The following is a 15,202-nucleotide window of genomic DNA, read 5'->3' as shown; positions in this document are numbered from 1 at the left end:
CGTAGATTAGGAAGGTGAGAATTGACCTGCACACCCATTCCAATGTCTCAGACGGGACCGAAGCGCCCGGAGCCGTCATGGCTGCCGCACGTGCCGCCGGTCTCGACGTCGTCGCCCTGACGGACCACGACTCAACGGCAGGATGGGCGGAGGCCGCCGAAGCCGCCGGGACGCTGGGTGTGACCCTGGTGCCCGGTATGGAGGTTTCCTGCCGGACCGCGGACGGCATCAGCGTGCACGTACTGTCCTACCTGCACGATCCGTCCCATCCTGGCCTGCGCAAGGAGATTGCCAAATCCCGTTCCGCACGGGTTTCCAGGGCCGAACAGATGGTGGAGCGTCTCTCCGAGGATTATCCGATCAGCTGGCAGGACGTCGAGGAGCAGGTGGCTCCCGGGGCGACCATCGGACGTCCGCACATCGCGGACGCACTGGTCGCCGTTGGCGTCGTCCCGACCCGCTCTGCCGCTTTCGCAGGGATCCTGACCGGCCGCTCCAAGTACTTCGTGGCGCATTACGCACCGGACCCCGCTGTGGCGGTGGAACTGATCCGCGCTGCGGGCGGCGTTCCGGTTTTCGCCCATCCGGAGGCATCCGCGCGCGGCCGGGTGGTTGGCGAGGAGACCTACCACCAGATGATCGACGCCGGCCTGGCCGGCGTGGAAATTGAGCACAGGGACAATCCGGAGGCCGGACGCGAGTACCTGCGCCGGCTTGCCGCTGAGCATTCGCTGCTGGTCACGGGGTCCAGCGACTATCACGGCACCGGCAAGCCGAACCTGCTCGGGGAAAACCTGACCGCGCCCGAGGTCTTCGAACGTATCGAAGAGCTGGGAACGGGCACGGGCGTCATCAGGGCCTGAGCGGGCCCAGGCTACAGTGCGGCTGCTTCGGTCCCGGCTGGGCTCTTTTTGGCAGGACGCCGGGCACGCACGGGTTTTGGCTTCGGAGGGACCACGACGGCGGCCGCGTGCCCCAGCCGGGCCGTCATGACCTCAATCGCCTGGGGATTCGCATCGACGCAGACGAACCGCCGGTTCAGCTTGGCGGCAACGGCCCCCAGCGTCCCCGAACCCGCAAAGAAGTCCAGTACCCAGTCACCCTCGCGGCTGGACGCTGCCACGGCGCGGCGCAGCAGGCCCTCGGGCTTCTGCGTGGGATAACCGGTCTTCTCCCGCCCGGTGGGCGAAACGATCGTGTGCCACCAGACGTCGGTGGGCAGCTTTCCGAGCGCCACCTTCTCCGGCGTGACCAGGCCCGGGGCCATGTACGGTTCCCGGTCCACTTCCGCATTGTCGAAGTGGTAGGCAGCCGGGTTCTTCACATAGACCAGGATGTTGTCGTGCTTGGCCGGCCAGCGGTTCTTGGCGCGTCCGCCGTAGTCGTAGGCCCAGATGATCTCGTTCAGGAAGCAGTCGCGGCCGAACAGGGCATCAAGCATCACCTTGATGTAATGCACTTCGCGGTAGTCCAAGTGGACATAGAGGGTTCCGTCGTCGGCCAGAAGCCGCCAGGCCTGGGCGAGGCGGGGTTCCAGGAACGCCCAGTAGTCCTCAAACGCGTCGTCGTAGCTGGAAAGCAGCCCCTTGACCGTGGTGTAGCTGCGGCCCTTGAACCCCGTCCGGTCACCGCTGCCGTCAACGCTGCGGACCATCGTGGTCTGCTGCCGCCGCTGTGCCCTGCCGGTGTTAAACGGCGGGTCCACATAGATCATTGTGAAGGCGCCGTCCGGCAGGGTCGGCAGATAGTCCGCATTGTCTGCGTGGACTATCAGCGACCCCCCGTCCGGCGTCCAGTCAGGTGTGCTCATCCGTGCTGCGAAGGTCCCGGCCTATTCGGCGGCGGGAGCCTTGCTGACGACTTCGCCGTTACGGCGGCGGGTGCGGCTGCGGTTACGCCGCGGCCGGTCGCTCTTGGGCTGCTCGCTTCCGCCGGCCGGTGCCTCAGCCGCGGGCGCCGGGCTGCCGTTCTCGGAGCTGCGGCGTGCGCCGTCCCGCGGTGCGCGGGCGCGGTCTGAACTGCGGCCGCCGGCGGAGGAGGAACGTCCTCCCGAACGCGGGCCGGAGTCAGACCGGGGGGCGCGGCGTCCGCCGGACTTACCGGTTTCGCCCAGGTCCTCCAGCTTCTCCGCGTCAATGCCTGCCAGCACGCGCTTGTTGCGGGGAAGCCGGCCCTTGGTGCCCGCAGGAATGCTGAGGTCGGTGTAGAGGTGCGGCGAGGAGGAATAGGTCTCAACCGGTTCGGCCTGGTCCAGGCCCAAAGCCTTGTTGATGAGGCCCCAGCGGGGAACATCGTCCCAGTCAACGAACGTCACGGCGGTGCCCTTGTTGCCGGCACGCCCGGTGCGGCCCACTCGGTGCAGGTATGTCTTCTCGTCTTCGGGGCACTGGTAGTTGATGACGTGGGTGACATCATCGACGTCGATGCCGCGGGCCGCCACGTCAGTGGCAACCAGGACGTCCACCTTTTCGTTGCGGAAGGCCCGCATTGCCTGTTCGCGTGCGCCCTGGCCAAGGTCGCCGTGCATGGCGGCCACGGCGAAGCCGCGGTCCACCAGTTCCTCGGAGAGCTTGGCGGCCGTCCGCTTGGTCTTGGTGAAGATGATGGTGCGTCCGCGGCCTTCAGCCTGGAGGATGCGGGCTACCACTTCGCTCTTGTCGAGGTTGTGGGCGCGGTAGACGACCTGGCGGATGTCCTTCTTAGTCAGGCCCTCGTCGTCAGGATCCGCTGCCCGGATGTGGGTGGGCTTGGTCATGTAACGGCGGGCCATGGAGACGACGGCGCCGGGCATGGTGGCGGAGAACAGCAGGGTCTGGCGGACTGCCGGAGTGGCGGCCATCAGGGTCTCGACGTCGGGAAGGAAGCCCAGGTCCAGCATCTCGTCGGCCTCATCCAGGACGACGATCCGCACGTTCTTCAGGGAGAGCTGCTTCTTGTTGTAGAGGTCGATCAGCCGGCCCGGGGTGCCGACGACGATCTCGACGCCTGCTGCCAGTGCCTCAACCTGCGGTTCGTAGGCGCGGCCGCCGTAGATGGTGACGATACGGGCGCCGCGGCGGCGGGCCGCCGTGGTGAGGTCTCCGGCAACCTGTACCGCGAGTTCACGGGTGGGGACCACAATCAGGGCCTGGGGTGCACCCGGGACGGCGAGCTCGGCATAGCCTTCGTCTTCCGGGGCGATCACGCGCTGCAGGGCGGGGATGCCGAAACCGAGGGTCTTGCCGGTGCCGGTCTTGGCCTGGCCAATGATGTCGTGGCCGCCCAGTGCCACCGGAAGCGTCATCGACTGAATGGGGAAGGGGTGGGTGATCCCGGCGTCAGCCAGGGACTCAACGATGTCGGCGCGGACGCCAAAATCGGCGAAGGTGAGGGTGGGGATTTCTGCCGCTGCCTCCGTTGTGGCGAGCGACTCGGCCACATCGAGTTCTTCGTTGCTGTCATCGGCCGTCAAGTGGGCTTCGCCGACCTGTGAAAGTTCAGTGTTCAATTACATACCGTTCAGTTAGGCATTCTGCGCCGGCAGCGCTCGACGAGCGGGCATAGGCCCATCACGGAGCGGATGGCGCGCAGGTAATGCGTCCAGCGGAAGCCGATCGCGGGCTAACAACTGCTGGCCACTCCAACTGCATTCGGCAAAGGCAGCGGCCGGAAAATATCAAGATCGCGTAGGTATTGCGGGTCTCACGGCCAGGCTGGCTCTGTGTCCAGCTGGCATTTAAGGAACGTGGGAACGACCGGGCATCCATTTACTACCCCTCCAGTCTAACCGGTACGGCTGCGGGGGGCCGCATTGGCGGTTCCCAGCGCGTCAACGGGGCCGTGAGCGCTTCGATCCGATGACGGACTTTAACCCGGCCCAGGGTGGATGGCGGTTGAGACAAGGGCCACACCGGTACGCTTGGCACATGAGTGAGCACAACGGCGGGGCCGCAGGCGCCCGGGCATCGGCAGTGGGCACGGCACCGGCCTACACACAGTTCCTGACCGACCTTTTTGGCGTGATCGCGTACGGTGAGCTGTCCGCGTTCGAACGGATGTCCTCGGATGCCCGTTTCTCGCCGACGCTGCGGGACCGTGCCACGCTGGGAAGGCTGGCGGTCAGGGAATACACCCACTTCGAGCGCGTCTCCGCCCACCTGGAGGGCATGGGTGCAGACCCGGAGCAGGCCATGGCTCCCTTCCAGCAGTCCGTTGATGCCTTCCATGACCGCACCAGGCCGGGTGACTGGCACGAGTCACTCATGAAGTTCTACGTGACCGATGCGATCTCGGACGACTTCTATGCAGCGCTGGGGTCCCGCCTGGACGATGAGAGCGCCGCCCTGATCTCCTCCATGCTGGGCAGCAGCGAGGCACCCGGTGAGGTGCTCTTTGTGCGCCTGCAGGAGTCCTTGAAGGATGATCCCAGGCTGGCGTCCCGGCTGGCACTTTGGGGCCGGCGCCTGGTGGGCGAAGCGCTCACCCAGGCCCAGCGCATCGTCATTGAGCGCGCCTTCCCCAAAGGTCTCGCAGGTGAGGTGAGCCGCGAGGACTATGACGTGCAGATCCGTGAACTCTTCAGCCAGCTCACGCGCAACCATTCCCGCAGGATGTCCCTGTTGGGGCTGACTGCCTGACGCGCACCTGTTCAGCGTGGGGAAACATGATTAGAAGGTCCAGCCGCAGGAGCCTGGTGGTCGCCGCGGCGCTGGCGGCCGTGCTGGGAGCAGCGGGATGCGGGACAGCGGAGCCGGCGGGAGCACTTCCGGCTGCGGGCCCGCCCACGCCGGTCCTGGGCTCACAGCCAACGGCTGGCCTGACGGAAGCGGGAGAACCGCCGCAGGTTGGAATTACGGCTGCGCCGCAGGGTGTTCCGGCCGTCGGCTGGGCTGCGATGACCACACTCGTGGACATCCGCGCCGCCGGCGACCGCCCCCTCCCGGAACCCCTGGAGGCCCCGTCCTGTTCCCTGGCCGGGTGCTCCTGGTCCTTCGGCACCGAGACGCTCGTGTGGTCTGCTTCCTCCGGGGCACGTGCCCTGCGCACGGAGGTATTCAGCAGATGGAAGTCCTCCGGAGGGAACCTGGGGTGGCCCGTCACCTCGGAGTACAGCTTCGGCGGCGACTACCGGACCGATTTCCAGAAGGGCACGCTGATGTACGTTCCCCGCCTGGGCCGGACCATGGCCTACCTCCCGGAGGTGGAAAAAGCGGCCGTGGTTATCGGCGATTCGCAGGCCGGCAGGGACACATGGGTCGGCAAGGGACTGTTTTCGCTGGGCTACCACCCCGTGATTCTGGGAGCAGGGGGTACCGGCTACACCCAAGGGAACGGCAGGGTGGGCAACTATCCCTCAGCTCTTGAAGGCGAGGAGTGGCTGATGCCGTGGGGCAAGCCCGGGCTGGTCGTCCTGCAGGGCGGCGGGAACGACGCCCATGGGCCCAGCAACCAGGCGATCCGGCAGAATGCCCTCCAGTTGATCCGGGAAATCCGGCGCACCTACCCCGAGACCAGGATCGTCGTCGTCGGCGTCATCGGGGACGGCGGGGGACGGCGGGGTGAAGTTGATGACCTGATGGCCAGGGTTTCAGCCGAGGAGGACCTGGAGTTCCTCAGCCCGAAGGACTGGTGGAAACGCTACTCGCTGGGCTCGAAACTGGACGACGGCCTGCACTTCGGCAGGGCCGGCCACGATGCGGCAGCCCCCGTTTTCGCGCGTGAACTGAGAAAAATCCTGGACCGCCCGCAGGACTAGAGCCGAAGGATGCGTTGCTCTTCGGCGTCGTCACGGGCTGTTCGGCGGGGAACCAGGACCAGTGCTGCCGTCACCGCAGCGGCAGGACCGGCCATGACGGGAACTGCCCAGGTCAGCCACATCAGGCCCGGGGTGACGGGAATGCCGGAGAACTGCAGGAGAATCCAGGCTGTGAGTCCTGCTGCCAGGGAGATCCCCGGCAGCAGGAGGACGCCGTACCGCCGCCTGCGCGGGTCGGCACCCCAGACGATGAAGCCGGCCGAGGCAGTTGCCACGGCGGCGAGCATCAGCTCAAGCATGGTGCCTAGAGAGCGCCGAAACCGACGCGGCGGACTTCTTCGGCGCCGATCTCGACGTAGCCGATAACACCTGCGGGAACGATGATGAGGCGTCCCTTTTCATCGGAAAGGCGCAGTTCCTTCGAGCCCTTGATGGCCTCGGCGACGGTGTCGGCGACCTGGTCCGCGCTCTGCCCGGACTCGAACACAATCTCGCGTCCGACGTTCTGGATACCGATCTTTACTTCCACCGTGGTGCCTCCTGTGTAAACGAACTCAAGTGAATCGAATCTACTCTAGATTTCCTTGGGGAAGCGGCTGATTCCGCGCCAAGCTAAACGGTAGACCAGCTCGCTGGCAGCATCGATGTCCAGGCCGCCGTCGGTTTCGAGCCAATAACGGGCACTGACCTGCGCCATGCCCGCCAGTGCGCGGCCCAGCAGCGTCGCCTCAAGGTGGGAGAGCTTGGTGTCCTCGGCGATGACGTCCGCGATGTCGCTGGCAAAACGGGCGTTGAACGCCTCAATCCGGGAACTCACTTCGTCATCGCTGGTCAAATCGGATTCGAAGACCAGACGGTGGCCTTGGCTGTCCTGCGCCACGAAGCGGAAGTAGGCACGCATGGTTTCCCGGACGCGGAGCTTGTTGTCAGTCGTGGAGGAGAGCGCCGTCTTCAGGAACTGGGTCAGCGTTCCAAGGTGGTCATCAAGCAGTGCCAGGTAGAGCTCTCGCTTGCCCGGGAAGTGCTGGTACAGCACGGGCTTGCTGACCTGCGCGGTCTCGGCAATCTCATCCATTGCGGCGCCGTGGAACCCGCGGCTGACAAAGACTTCCTGTGCTGCCTGCATCAGCTGCCGGCGGCGCTCTTCCCGGGGGAGCCGGGTGGATTTGCCGGCGGGCTGGTTGCTCACGTGTTGTTGGACCTCTCAATGGGTGCCGGGTGCGAAACCGGCTCGTGGAACAACAGTTTACCCGCGGGTAACACTGAAGGAAGGCACGTGAGTCAGGCTCGCGCGGTGGCAGCCTCGAATCGGGGCAGCCGGAAGCATACATTGGATGCCATGAGCATTGACACACTCGCTTCGCTGCCGCCACTGGTTGATCCCGCAGCGGAACTGACCCGTGAGGAAACCGAGCGTTATTCCAGGCATCTCATCCTTCCGGGTTTTGGCGCTGAGGCCCAGCGCCGGCTCAAAAACGCCAAAGTGCTGGTGATCGGCGCCGGCGGTCTGGGGTCGCCGGCGTTGCTCTACCTGGCGGCCGCGGGAGTGGGGACCCTGGGCATCGTGGACGATGACCGGGTGGACACCTCCAATCTCCAGCGCCAGGTCATCCACTCCGTTCACGACGTCGGCACCTCCAAAGCGGAGTCGGCACGCACCAGCGTGAAGGCGCTGAACCCCCTGGTGGACGTGGTGCTGCATGAAGTCCGGCTCGATGCCGGAAATGCGCTGGAGATCTTCAGCGGTTATGACCTGATCCTGGACGGAACGGATAACTTTGCCACCCGCTACCTTGTCAATGACGCGGCGGAGATCCTGGGCAAGCCGTATGTGTGGGGATCCATCCTGCGTTTTGACGGACAGGTCAGCGTCTTCTGGGGACAGCACGGCCCAACGTACCGGGACCTCTATCCGGAAGCGCCCGAGCCCGGTGCCGTTCCGTCCTGCGCGGAAGGCGGAGTGCTGGGAGTCCTGTGCGCGCAGATCGGCTCGGTGATGGTCAATGAAGCGGTCAAGCTTCTCACCGGGACCGGCCGGACACTGCTGGGGCGGGTGCTGGTCTTCAACGCCCTGGACATGAGCTTTCGGGAAGTGGGGCTCCGCAGGGACCCGGACCGTCCCAAGGTCACCGGGCTCATTGACTACGGTCTTTTCTGCGGGACGGGTTCCGCCCGGGCCGAGGTGCCCGGGATTTCAGTGACGGAGCTGGCGGCACTGCTCCGGGAACGCGCGGCCGGCAGGGCGGATTTCGACCTGATCGACGTGCGGGAACCGGGGGAACACGGGATTGTGAGCATCGACGGCGCAGCCTTGGTTCCCCGGGCAGGGATTCTGTCCGGAGAAAACGTCCCGGATCCCGGCCGGACAGTCTATGTGCACTGCAAGTCCGGCGGCCGGTCGGCTGAAGTGACGGCTTTCCTGAGGGAGCGCGGAAACCCCAGCGCCTACAACGTCGACGGCGGCATCCTTGAATGGGTGCGGAACATCGAGCCGCACAAACCCGTCTACTAAACCCGTCTACTAGGGTTGTACGGGGGAGGGACTCAGGCGGACTTGCTGCGCCCGGTCTCTTCTTCCGGAACCGGCTCAGCCGCGGCACCGGATTGCTTGGCCGGTGACTCATCCAGGGTGATGCCGTAGATGGCTTCCAGCCCGCGGATGTAGTCATCCTGTCCGCCGTTGGCTGCCAGCTCCCGGGCACGGACGGCGGGGACATGCAGCAGGGCCTTGACCATGCGGCGCATCGCGAATTCAACTTCCTGCCCGGCACCGGTGCAGCCGTGCTGGGCACGGACCTTCTCCAGTTCCTTGTCCAGGACGCTGAGGGTGTGACGGCGCAGGGCGACGATTGCCGAATCCAGTTCCCGGCTCAGCTGCGCTTCGGAGAAGGCCTTGGCGGCGTCGGAAACAATCCGGTTGGCCTGCTGCAGTGATTCCGCCTGCTCCGCGGGAGCCGCCAGCCGAACAGACTCCAGCGTGATCAGCTCTACGCCGTCGACCTCGCGGACAGCGGGGTCGAAATCATGTGTCAGTGCCAGGTCGATGATGATCAGGGGACGCTCGGTTTCTTCCCGGACCCGGCGGATATCGTCGGCGCCGACCTGGTTGTCCGAACCCGAACAGCCAATGACGACGTCGGCACGGGCCACGGCGGCTGTCAGGCTCTCGCCGTCCAACGCGGTTCCGCCGCGGGAAGCGGTGAAGGACTCGGCGCGTCCGGAAGAGGAATAGACGCCGATGTCGGTGCAGCCGCGCTCCTTGAGCAGCGCCATGGTTGCTCCGGCATAGGCTCCGGTGCCGAAAACGACGACGGCCTTGTTGCGCCAGTCAATGTCTTCGGAGAGATCTGTAGCGAGTTCCAGCGCGACGGAAACGATCGAAAGCCCGCGTTTGCCCAGCGCCGTCAGCGCGCCAACGTCCTTGGCTGTTCGTGAAGCTGTCTGGAACAAGCGGGTGAGGGTGCCGCTGGCCGTGCCCTCTTCCTGCGCTTCGATGAGTGCGCGCCGCACCTGGCCGGCAATTTCGCGTTCGCCGACGACGGCGGAGTCCAGCCCTGCGCCCACGGCAAACAGGTGCTTGGCTACTTCCTGGCCGGTGTTGGTGGTCAAGGAGCGGGAGACGAGGTCTTCTTCCAGGCCCGAGTGCCGGCTGATTTCCGCGATGGCTGCGGAACGTGCCGCTTCGACGTCGTCCTCAGACCGGGCTTCGCAGTACACCTCAAACCTGTTGCAGGTCGCCAGGACCACCGCGCCGGCAACAGCGGGGCCGTTTTCCAGCAGGGAGGAAGGGACCTTGGGCGCGCCCGCACTAAGCCGGGCTACGGTCTCAAGGTCTACGTCTGAGTGCGTCGCAATAAGGGATAGAAGAACCACAGTGGCTTAATACTAGCCACCCAAACTGTTATCGACGGCATCGGTGACCACAGTGCAGCGTGATTTGGGCCGCATTAAGGGCGGCCGGTGCGGCCGCAGCAGGCCGGCCGTTTAACCTTCGGAGCTGATTTTGGGGAGAATCAGAACATGACTCTCAGCGCCTCTCATCCGCTCATGGATGGCCGCACGGCCGATTCCCCGCTTATCACCGCTTACCGCGGCGGCACGCCGTCCCGGCGTCCGGTCTGGTTCATGCGCCAGGCTGGACGTTCGCTGCCTGAATACCGCAAGGTCCGGGAAGGCATCGGCATGCTCGAATCCTGCCTGCAGCCTGAGCTGGCTTCCGAGATCACGCTGCAGCCGGTCCGCCGGCACGACGTCGATGCCGGAATCTTCTTTTCCGACATCGTGATCCCGCTGAAGCTGGCGGGAGTGGACGTGGACATCGTTCCGGGTGTCGGGCCCGTCCTGGGCGCACCGGTACGGACTGCCGCCGACGTCGCTGCCCTTCCCCGCCTCACCGAAGAGGCGCTGGAACCGATCCGCCAGGCTGTGGCACTGACGGTGGAGCAGCTGGGCAGCACGCCGCTGATCGGCTTCGCCGGGGCACCGTTCACGCTGGCCGCCTACATGGTGGAAGGCAAACCGTCGCGCGACCACCTGGGCCCGCGCACGATGATGCACGCCGACCCGGAAACCTGGAAGGCCCTGACGGACTGGGCGGCCGATGCCTCCGGCATGTTCCTGCGCGCCCAGCTGGAAGCCGGGGCCAGCGCCGGCCAGCTCTTTGATTCCTGGGCAGGGTCGCTGGGGCTCAAGGACTACACCGAGAAGGTGGCGCCGGCATCGGCCCGGGCCCTCGAACATGTCCGCGGCCTCGGTGCGCCGCTGGTGCACTTCGGTACGGGAACGTCGGAGCTGCTGGCCGCGATGCGCGACGTCGGCGTCGACGTCGTTGGCGTTGACTACCGTTTGCCGCTGGATGAGGCCAACCGCCGCCTGGGCGGGACCGTTCCGCTCCAGGGCAACATTGACCCGGCGCTGCTGTCCGCACCCTGGCCCGTCCTGGAAGCGCATGTTCGCGGGGTCCTGGCAGCCGGAGCCTCGGCACCGGGCCACGTGGTGAACCTCGGCCACGGCGTGCCGCCGGAAACCGACCCGGAAATCCTGACCCGGGTGGTTGAACTCGTTCACTCCGTGGAGCCGTAACCATGCCCGCAGCCGCGAAGCCAGAAACGCCTTACTCCCGGCAGGCGCGCCGCGCCGTCGTCGTCGGAGGAGGAATCTCCGGGCTCATCGCTGCCCGTGACCTGGCCCGCGAAGGGCTGGAGGTGACGGTGCTGGAGGCCGCAGAGGCTTTCGGCGGCTGCGTTGGCACCCACCGGGTTGCCGGGCTGAACCTGGACAGCGGCGCGGAGTCCTATGCCTCGCGTTCCGGGGCAGTACCGGCACTGATCGGGGAGCTGGGTCTGGCCGAAGACATTGTGCAGCCGGACCCGGCCGGGGCCTGGCTGCAGCTTGGCGGGCCGGACCTGGCCCAGGCAGCGCAGCGGATGCCGCAGAGCGGACTGCTGGGAATCCCGGCGGATCCGCGGGCCGAAGAGATTGCCAAAGCCATTGGACGCGTGGGGGTGGCCCGCGCGTCCCTGGACCGTGTCCTTCCCATGGCACCCCTGCTCCGCAAGGAAAAGGTCAGCCTGGGTGAGGTTGTGCGGTCAAGGATGGGAGAACCGGTCCTGAAGCGGCTGGTGAGCCCGGTGGTGGGCGGAGTGTATTCCGCTGATCCCGATGTCCTGGACGTGGATTCAGTGGCTCCGGGCCTGCGCAAGGCGATGGCCGAGCATGGCTCGCTCTCCGCTGCCGTGGGGGCCATGCGCAAAGCAGCACCTGCCGGTTCCACCGTCGCCTCCCTGAAAGGAGGCATGGGGACGCTGACCCAGGCCCTCTGCGCAGATTTGAGGCAGCGCGGTGCCACGCTCCTGGCCGGCACACCCGTGACTGGCATCGAGCGGACCGCGGACGGCTTCCGGGTAGCTGCCGGGGACCTGCTTGAGGCCGACGCCGTGGTGGTTGCCGCGGACGGGCCGACCGCCGTCGACCTCCTGGCACCTTCCGTTCCGGGCCTCTCGGACTTCCGTCCGGGGCCTGGACCCGGCGTGGCGCTGGTGACGCTGGTAGTTGACCGTCCTGAACTCGACGCAAAGCCCCGGGGAACCGGAGTGCTCGTGGCGCTGGACGCCGTCGACGTCCAGGCCAAGGCATTGACCCATGCCACCGCCAAATGGCAGTGGCTCGCTGATTCCACCGGACCGGGCACCCACGTCCTGCGCCTGTCCTACGGCCGCGGCCTCGGCCCCGGCCAGTCTGCGGACACCACTGCCCTCCGCCCGGATGAGGACCTTTTCGCGGCAGCGCTCGCAGATGCCTCTGCCCTGCTCCAGGTGCCTTTGGAGGAAACCGATGTGATCGGCTGGGACGTCGTCCGCTGGGTGGGTGCGCTTCCGTCCGCTTCGGTGGGCCACGCCGAAAGGGTGATGGCGGTGCGTGCTGCGGTGGCCGAAGTGCACGGCCTGGAGGTAGTGGGCGCCTGGCTTGCCGGAACCGGACTGGCCGCCGTGACGGCGGATACCCGGTACCGCGCGAAGCACCTCGCCGAGGCCGTGAAAGCCGTGGAATAATCGAAACAGTTCTACGGCACGTAGAAGTTCCCTATTTCGCCTAAGCCTGCCGAAACCGGCAGACTGTTAGACATGAGTGAGCCCATGGGTCAGACCGAAACTGAAACAGCCGAAACACAAGAACAGTTCTTTACTCTCTGGACCGTTTTCAAGCGGTCGGAACTTCCACGTAAGAGCAGCGAAAGTGCTCTGGACGCCTTCGAAGCCCTCGTCTCCGGGTTTGCTGACGAGTCCGTGACCCTGCGCGGCATCTACGACGTCTCGGCCATGCGCGCTGACGCGGACATCATGATCTGGCTGCACGGCAGCCGTCCCGAGGCCCTGCAGGCAGCGGTCCGGCAGATCCGCCGCTCCGAACTGTTCGCCAGCACCGAAATCGCCTGGTCTGCCATGGGCGTCCACCGCGACGCCGAGTTCTCCAAGAACCACTGGCCCTCCTTCGCCCGCGGCATCGCCCCCGAAGCCTGGATCTGTGTCTACCCGTTCGTGCGTTCCTACGAGTGGTACCTGCTGCCCGCCGAGGAACGCGGTGCCATGCTGCGCGATCACGGCAAGCTGGGCCGGGAGTTCCCGCAGGTGCTGGCAAACACTGTGGCTTCCTTCGCCCTGAACGACTGGGAATGGATCCTGGGCCTGGAAGCCCCGAACCTGGTGGACCTCGTGGACATGATGCGCCACCTGCGTTCCACCGAAGCACGCAACCACGTGCGCGAAGAGATCCCCTTCTACACCGGCCGGCGCATTGCCGCTGCCGAAGTTCCCGAGGTGCTCAAATGACATCCACTGCCGCAGAACCGTCCTTCGACCCGTTCGACGGAGTCAACGGGGACGGAGTGATGGCACCGGCCAAGTACGACGCGATCCTCCTGGCCTCCTTCGGCGGACCCGAGGGCCAGGAAGACGTCATCCCGTTCCTGCGCAACGTCACCCGCGGCCGCGGTATCCCCGATGAACGGCTCGAAGAGGTGGCTACGCACTACCGCGCCAACGGCGGCATCAGCCCCATCAATGAGCAGAACCGGGCGCTGAAGGCAGCGCTGGAAGCAGAGCTCGGGCGCCGCGGCATCGAGCTGCCGGTTCTCTGGGGCAACCGCAACTGGGATCCCTACATCAAGGATGTTCTCCAGGAAGCCGCCGACGCCGGGTACCGCCGCCTGCTGATGGTCACCACCAGCGTCTACTCCTGTTACTCCTCCTGCCGGCAGTACCGCGAAGACCTGGGCATGAACCTCCTGGCCACCGGCCTGGACAAAAAGCTGCAGGTGGATAAGGTCCGGCAGTACTTCGACCATCCCGGTTTGGTGGAGCCGTTCGTGGAAGGCGTGCGGGATTCGATCGCCAAGGTCCGGGAGCAGCTCACCGCCGCAGGCAAGCCGGAAGGAAAGATCGAGGTCCTCTTCTCGACCCACTCCATCCCCACCGCCGATGCTGAGGCAGCCGGCCCGCGCGACCGCGAGTTCGAAGAGGGAAGTGCCTACGTGGCGCAGCACCTCGCCAACGCACGTGCCATCATGGACCGGGTTCCCGAAGCAGCGGGCCTGGACTGGCAGCTGGTCTACCAGTCCCGCTCCGGCGCTCCGCACATCCCCTGGCTCGAGCCGGACATCAACGACGCGATTGCCGAGCTCCCGGCAAAGGGCGTGGACGGCGTCGTCATTGTCCCGCTGGGGTTTGTCAGCGACCACATGGAAGTCATCTGGGACCTGGACACCGAAGCCATGGATACCTGCACCGAACTCGGACTGGCAGCACACCGCACGCCGACCCCGGGCATCCACGAAAAGTTCGTGGCCGGCCTGGTGGACCTGGTCTGTGAACGGACAGTGGAGAACAACATTGCAGTGCGCCCGGCCGTGACCAACCTCGGCCCGTGGTACGACGTCTGCCGTCCCGGCTGCTGCGCCAACCTGCGCGGCGAGAAGCCGACGATTGCGGGCGCCGACTCGACCGTGGGTGTCGAGTAGTGGCGCAGGCACCGGTGCTGATCGGCACCCGGGGCTCGGCCCTGGCCCTCACGCAAACCACCACCGTCGCGGAGACGCTCGCTGAACTGGGCAGCTTCGAGGTGGAGCTTGTCCGCGTCAAGACCGAGGGCGACGTAAACCGGGCAGCCCTGTCCCAGATCGGCGGCACCGGCGTGTTCGTGGCCGCGCTGCGCGAATCGCTGCTTCGCGGTGACTGCGACGTTGCCGTGCATTCGCTGAAGGACCTGCCCACGGCCGAGGCAAACGGTCTCACCATCGGTGCTGTTCCGGCGCGGGTCGACGTCCGGGACGCCCTGTGCGCCCGCGATTCGCTGACCCTGGCGGAGCTTCCGGCCGGGGCCACGGTCGGCACCGGCTCGCCCCGCCGCGCGGCCCAGCTGCGTGCTGCGCGTCCGGACCTGGAGATCGTGGACATCCGGGGCAACGTCGACACCCGCCTGGCCCGTGTGGCCGGACTGGTCGAGGGCGGCCCCGGGGACCTCGACGCCGTCGTGCTGGCCGCCGCAGGCCTCTCCCGGTTGGGGCGCCTGGACATGGTTTCGGAGTTCCTGGATCCCGCTGTGATGCTGCCGGCCCCCGGACAGGGTGCGCTGGCCGTGGAATGCCGCACCACCGATGCCGCAGACGGCCCGCTCAGCCGGGCACTTGCCGCCTATGACGACACCGCCAGCAGGCTGGCCGTCACGGCGGAACGCGCCCTGCTGTACCGGCTGGAAGCCGGCTGCACCGCGCCGATCGGTGCCCTGGCCCGGATGACCGAAAAAGGCATGGCCATGGAGGCAGTGGTCTGCAGCGATGACGGAACCCGCGTGCTGCGGCGCTATTCCTCGACCTCCCAGGCCGACGAAGACGGCGCACGGGCCCTGGGCGTCCGTATGGCCGAAGAACTGCTCGCCGCCGGCGCAGCGGAACTCACGGAGCTTGCCTCCTGA

15 protein-coding genes are annotated in these 15,202 nt (G+C 66.4%); 9 read left to right on the top strand and 6 right to left on the bottom strand.

What is annotated here, in order from left to right; genetic code table 11:
• Positions 1-14 precede the first annotated feature (14 nt).
• A complete protein-coding gene (locus tag NF551_RS12055; RefSeq protein ID WP_227894435.1) occupies positions 15-863 on the top strand; it encodes a PHP domain-containing protein in 849 nt (282 codons plus the stop codon).
• Positions 864-874: 11 nt separating this feature from the next.
• Here NF551_RS12055 and NF551_RS12050 read toward each other — a convergent pair whose 3' ends face one another.
• Complete coding sequence (locus NF551_RS12050; protein WP_227894436.1) at positions 875-1,810, bottom strand: DNA-methyltransferase; 936 nt, start codon at positions 1,808-1,810, stop codon at positions 875-877.
• Between the two features lie 21 nt (positions 1,811-1,831).
• Entirely contained in the window at positions 1,832-3,418 is a 1,587-nt protein-coding gene (locus NF551_RS12045) for a DEAD/DEAH box helicase (protein ID WP_227894587.1), read from the bottom strand.
• Between the two features lie 487 nt (positions 3,419-3,905).
• Between NF551_RS12045 and NF551_RS12040 the strand changes: the two genes are divergently transcribed.
• Both NF551_RS12040 and NF551_RS12035 read left to right on the top strand, forming a co-directional pair.
• Positions 3,906-4,616 carry a ferritin-like fold-containing protein gene (locus NF551_RS12040; protein ID WP_227894437.1) on the top strand — a complete coding sequence of 237 codons (711 nt, stop codon included), beginning with the start codon at positions 3,906-3,908 and terminating at the stop codon, positions 4,614-4,616.
• 26 nt (positions 4,617-4,642) lie between these two features.
• Positions 4,643-5,734 (top strand): SGNH/GDSL hydrolase family protein, encoded by a 1,092-nt coding sequence (locus tag NF551_RS12035; protein WP_227894438.1) that lies wholly within the window; start codon positions 4,643-4,645, stop codon positions 5,732-5,734.
• Here NF551_RS12035 and NF551_RS12030 read toward each other — a convergent pair.
• Genes NF551_RS12030 through NF551_RS12020 form a run of 3 tightly spaced genes read right to left on the bottom strand, consistent with a single transcriptional unit; the run spans position 5,731 to position 6,923 of the window.
• Positions 5,731-6,033 (bottom strand): hypothetical protein, encoded by a 303-nt coding sequence (locus tag NF551_RS12030; protein ID WP_227894439.1) that lies wholly within the window; start codon positions 6,031-6,033, stop codon positions 5,731-5,733. The genes NF551_RS12035 and NF551_RS12030 overlap by 4 nt on opposite strands.
• A 5-nt stretch (positions 6,034-6,038) precedes the next feature.
• Complete coding sequence (locus tag NF551_RS12025; protein WP_152226695.1) at positions 6,039-6,263, bottom strand: DUF3107 domain-containing protein; 225 nt, start codon at positions 6,261-6,263, stop codon at positions 6,039-6,041.
• A gap of 45 nt (positions 6,264-6,308) precedes the next feature.
• Complete coding sequence (locus NF551_RS12020; RefSeq protein WP_227894440.1) at positions 6,309-6,923, bottom strand: TetR/AcrR family transcriptional regulator; 615 nt, start codon at positions 6,921-6,923, stop codon at positions 6,309-6,311.
• Positions 6,924-7,073: 150 nt separating this feature from the next.
• On the opposite strand from NF551_RS12020, the gene moeB reads away from it, so the two are divergent.
• Positions 7,074-8,246, top strand: coding sequence for a molybdopterin-synthase adenylyltransferase MoeB (gene moeB, locus NF551_RS12015; RefSeq protein ID WP_227894441.1), 1,173 nt, complete (start codon positions 7,074-7,076; stop codon positions 8,244-8,246).
• Positions 8,247-8,278: 32 nt separating this feature from the next.
• Here the strand turns inward: moeB and NF551_RS12010 are convergent, their stop codons facing one another.
• Positions 8,279-9,607 carry a glutamyl-tRNA reductase gene (locus NF551_RS12010; protein ID WP_227894442.1) on the bottom strand — a complete coding sequence of 443 codons (1,329 nt, stop codon included), beginning with the start codon at positions 9,605-9,607 and terminating at the stop codon, positions 8,279-8,281.
• A 147-nt stretch (positions 9,608-9,754) separates the two neighbouring features.
• Here NF551_RS12010 and hemE point away from each other — a divergent pair, with 147 nt between their 5' ends.
• The 5 genes from hemE to hemC all read left to right on the top strand — a co-directional run bounded on the left by hemE (position 9,755) and on the right by hemC (position 15,202).
• Positions 9,755-10,816, top strand: coding sequence for a uroporphyrinogen decarboxylase (gene hemE / locus NF551_RS12005; protein WP_227894443.1), 1,062 nt, complete (start codon positions 9,755-9,757; stop codon positions 10,814-10,816).
• Between the two features lie 2 nt (positions 10,817-10,818).
• Positions 10,819-12,285: a protoporphyrinogen oxidase gene (hemG, locus tag NF551_RS12000; RefSeq protein ID WP_227894444.1), complete on the top strand. Its 1,467-nt coding sequence runs from the start codon at positions 10,819-10,821 to the stop codon at positions 12,283-12,285.
• Between the two features lie 72 nt (positions 12,286-12,357).
• A complete protein-coding gene (gene hemQ / locus NF551_RS11995; protein WP_227894445.1) occupies positions 12,358-13,062 on the top strand; it encodes a hydrogen peroxide-dependent heme synthase in 705 nt (234 codons plus the stop codon).
• A complete protein-coding gene (locus tag NF551_RS11990) occupies positions 13,059-14,249 on the top strand; it encodes a ferrochelatase (protein WP_423721151.1) in 1,191 nt (396 codons plus the stop codon). Before hemQ ends, NF551_RS11990 begins: the two co-directional genes overlap by 4 nt.
• The gene (hemC, locus tag NF551_RS11985; protein ID WP_227894446.1) at positions 14,249-15,202 is read left to right on the top strand and encodes a hydroxymethylbilane synthase; all 954 of its coding nucleotides are present in this window, start codon (positions 14,249-14,251) and stop codon (positions 15,200-15,202) included. Before NF551_RS11990 ends, hemC begins: the two co-directional genes overlap by 1 nt.

This window comes from Arthrobacter caoxuetaonis (genome assembly GCF_023921125.1).
Lineage (GTDB): Bacteria > Actinomycetota > Actinomycetes > Actinomycetales > Micrococcaceae > Arthrobacter_B > Arthrobacter_B caoxuetaonis.
This window is presented reverse-complemented; position numbering and strand designations above follow the sequence as displayed.

Bases quoted from the DNA above. Each gene is read 5' to 3' on its own strand.
- NF551_RS11990 (WP_423721151.1), top strand. From the start codon at position 13,059: ATGACATCCACTGCCGCAGAACCGTCCTTCGACCCGTTCGACGGAGTC.
- moeB (WP_227894441.1), top strand. From the start codon at position 7,074: ATGAGCATTGACACACTCGCTTCGCTGCCGCCACTGGTTGATCCCGCA.
- NF551_RS12030 (WP_227894439.1), bottom strand. From the start codon at position 6,033: ATGCTTGAGCTGATGCTCGCCGCCGTGGCAACTGCCTCGGCCGGCTTC.
- hemG (WP_227894444.1), top strand. From the start codon at position 10,819: ATGCCCGCAGCCGCGAAGCCAGAAACGCCTTACTCCCGGCAGGCGCGC.
- NF551_RS12040 (WP_227894437.1), top strand. From the start codon at position 3,906: ATGAGTGAGCACAACGGCGGGGCCGCAGGCGCCCGGGCATCGGCAGTG.
- hemQ (WP_227894445.1), top strand. From the start codon at position 12,358: ATGAGTGAGCCCATGGGTCAGACCGAAACTGAAACAGCCGAAACACAA.
- hemE (WP_227894443.1), top strand. From the start codon at position 9,755: ATGACTCTCAGCGCCTCTCATCCGCTCATGGATGGCCGCACGGCCGAT.
- NF551_RS12050 (WP_227894436.1), bottom strand. From the start codon at position 1,810: ATGAGCACACCTGACTGGACGCCGGACGGGGGGTCGCTGATAGTCCAC.
- NF551_RS12035 (WP_227894438.1), top strand. From the start codon at position 4,643: ATGATTAGAAGGTCCAGCCGCAGGAGCCTGGTGGTCGCCGCGGCGCTG.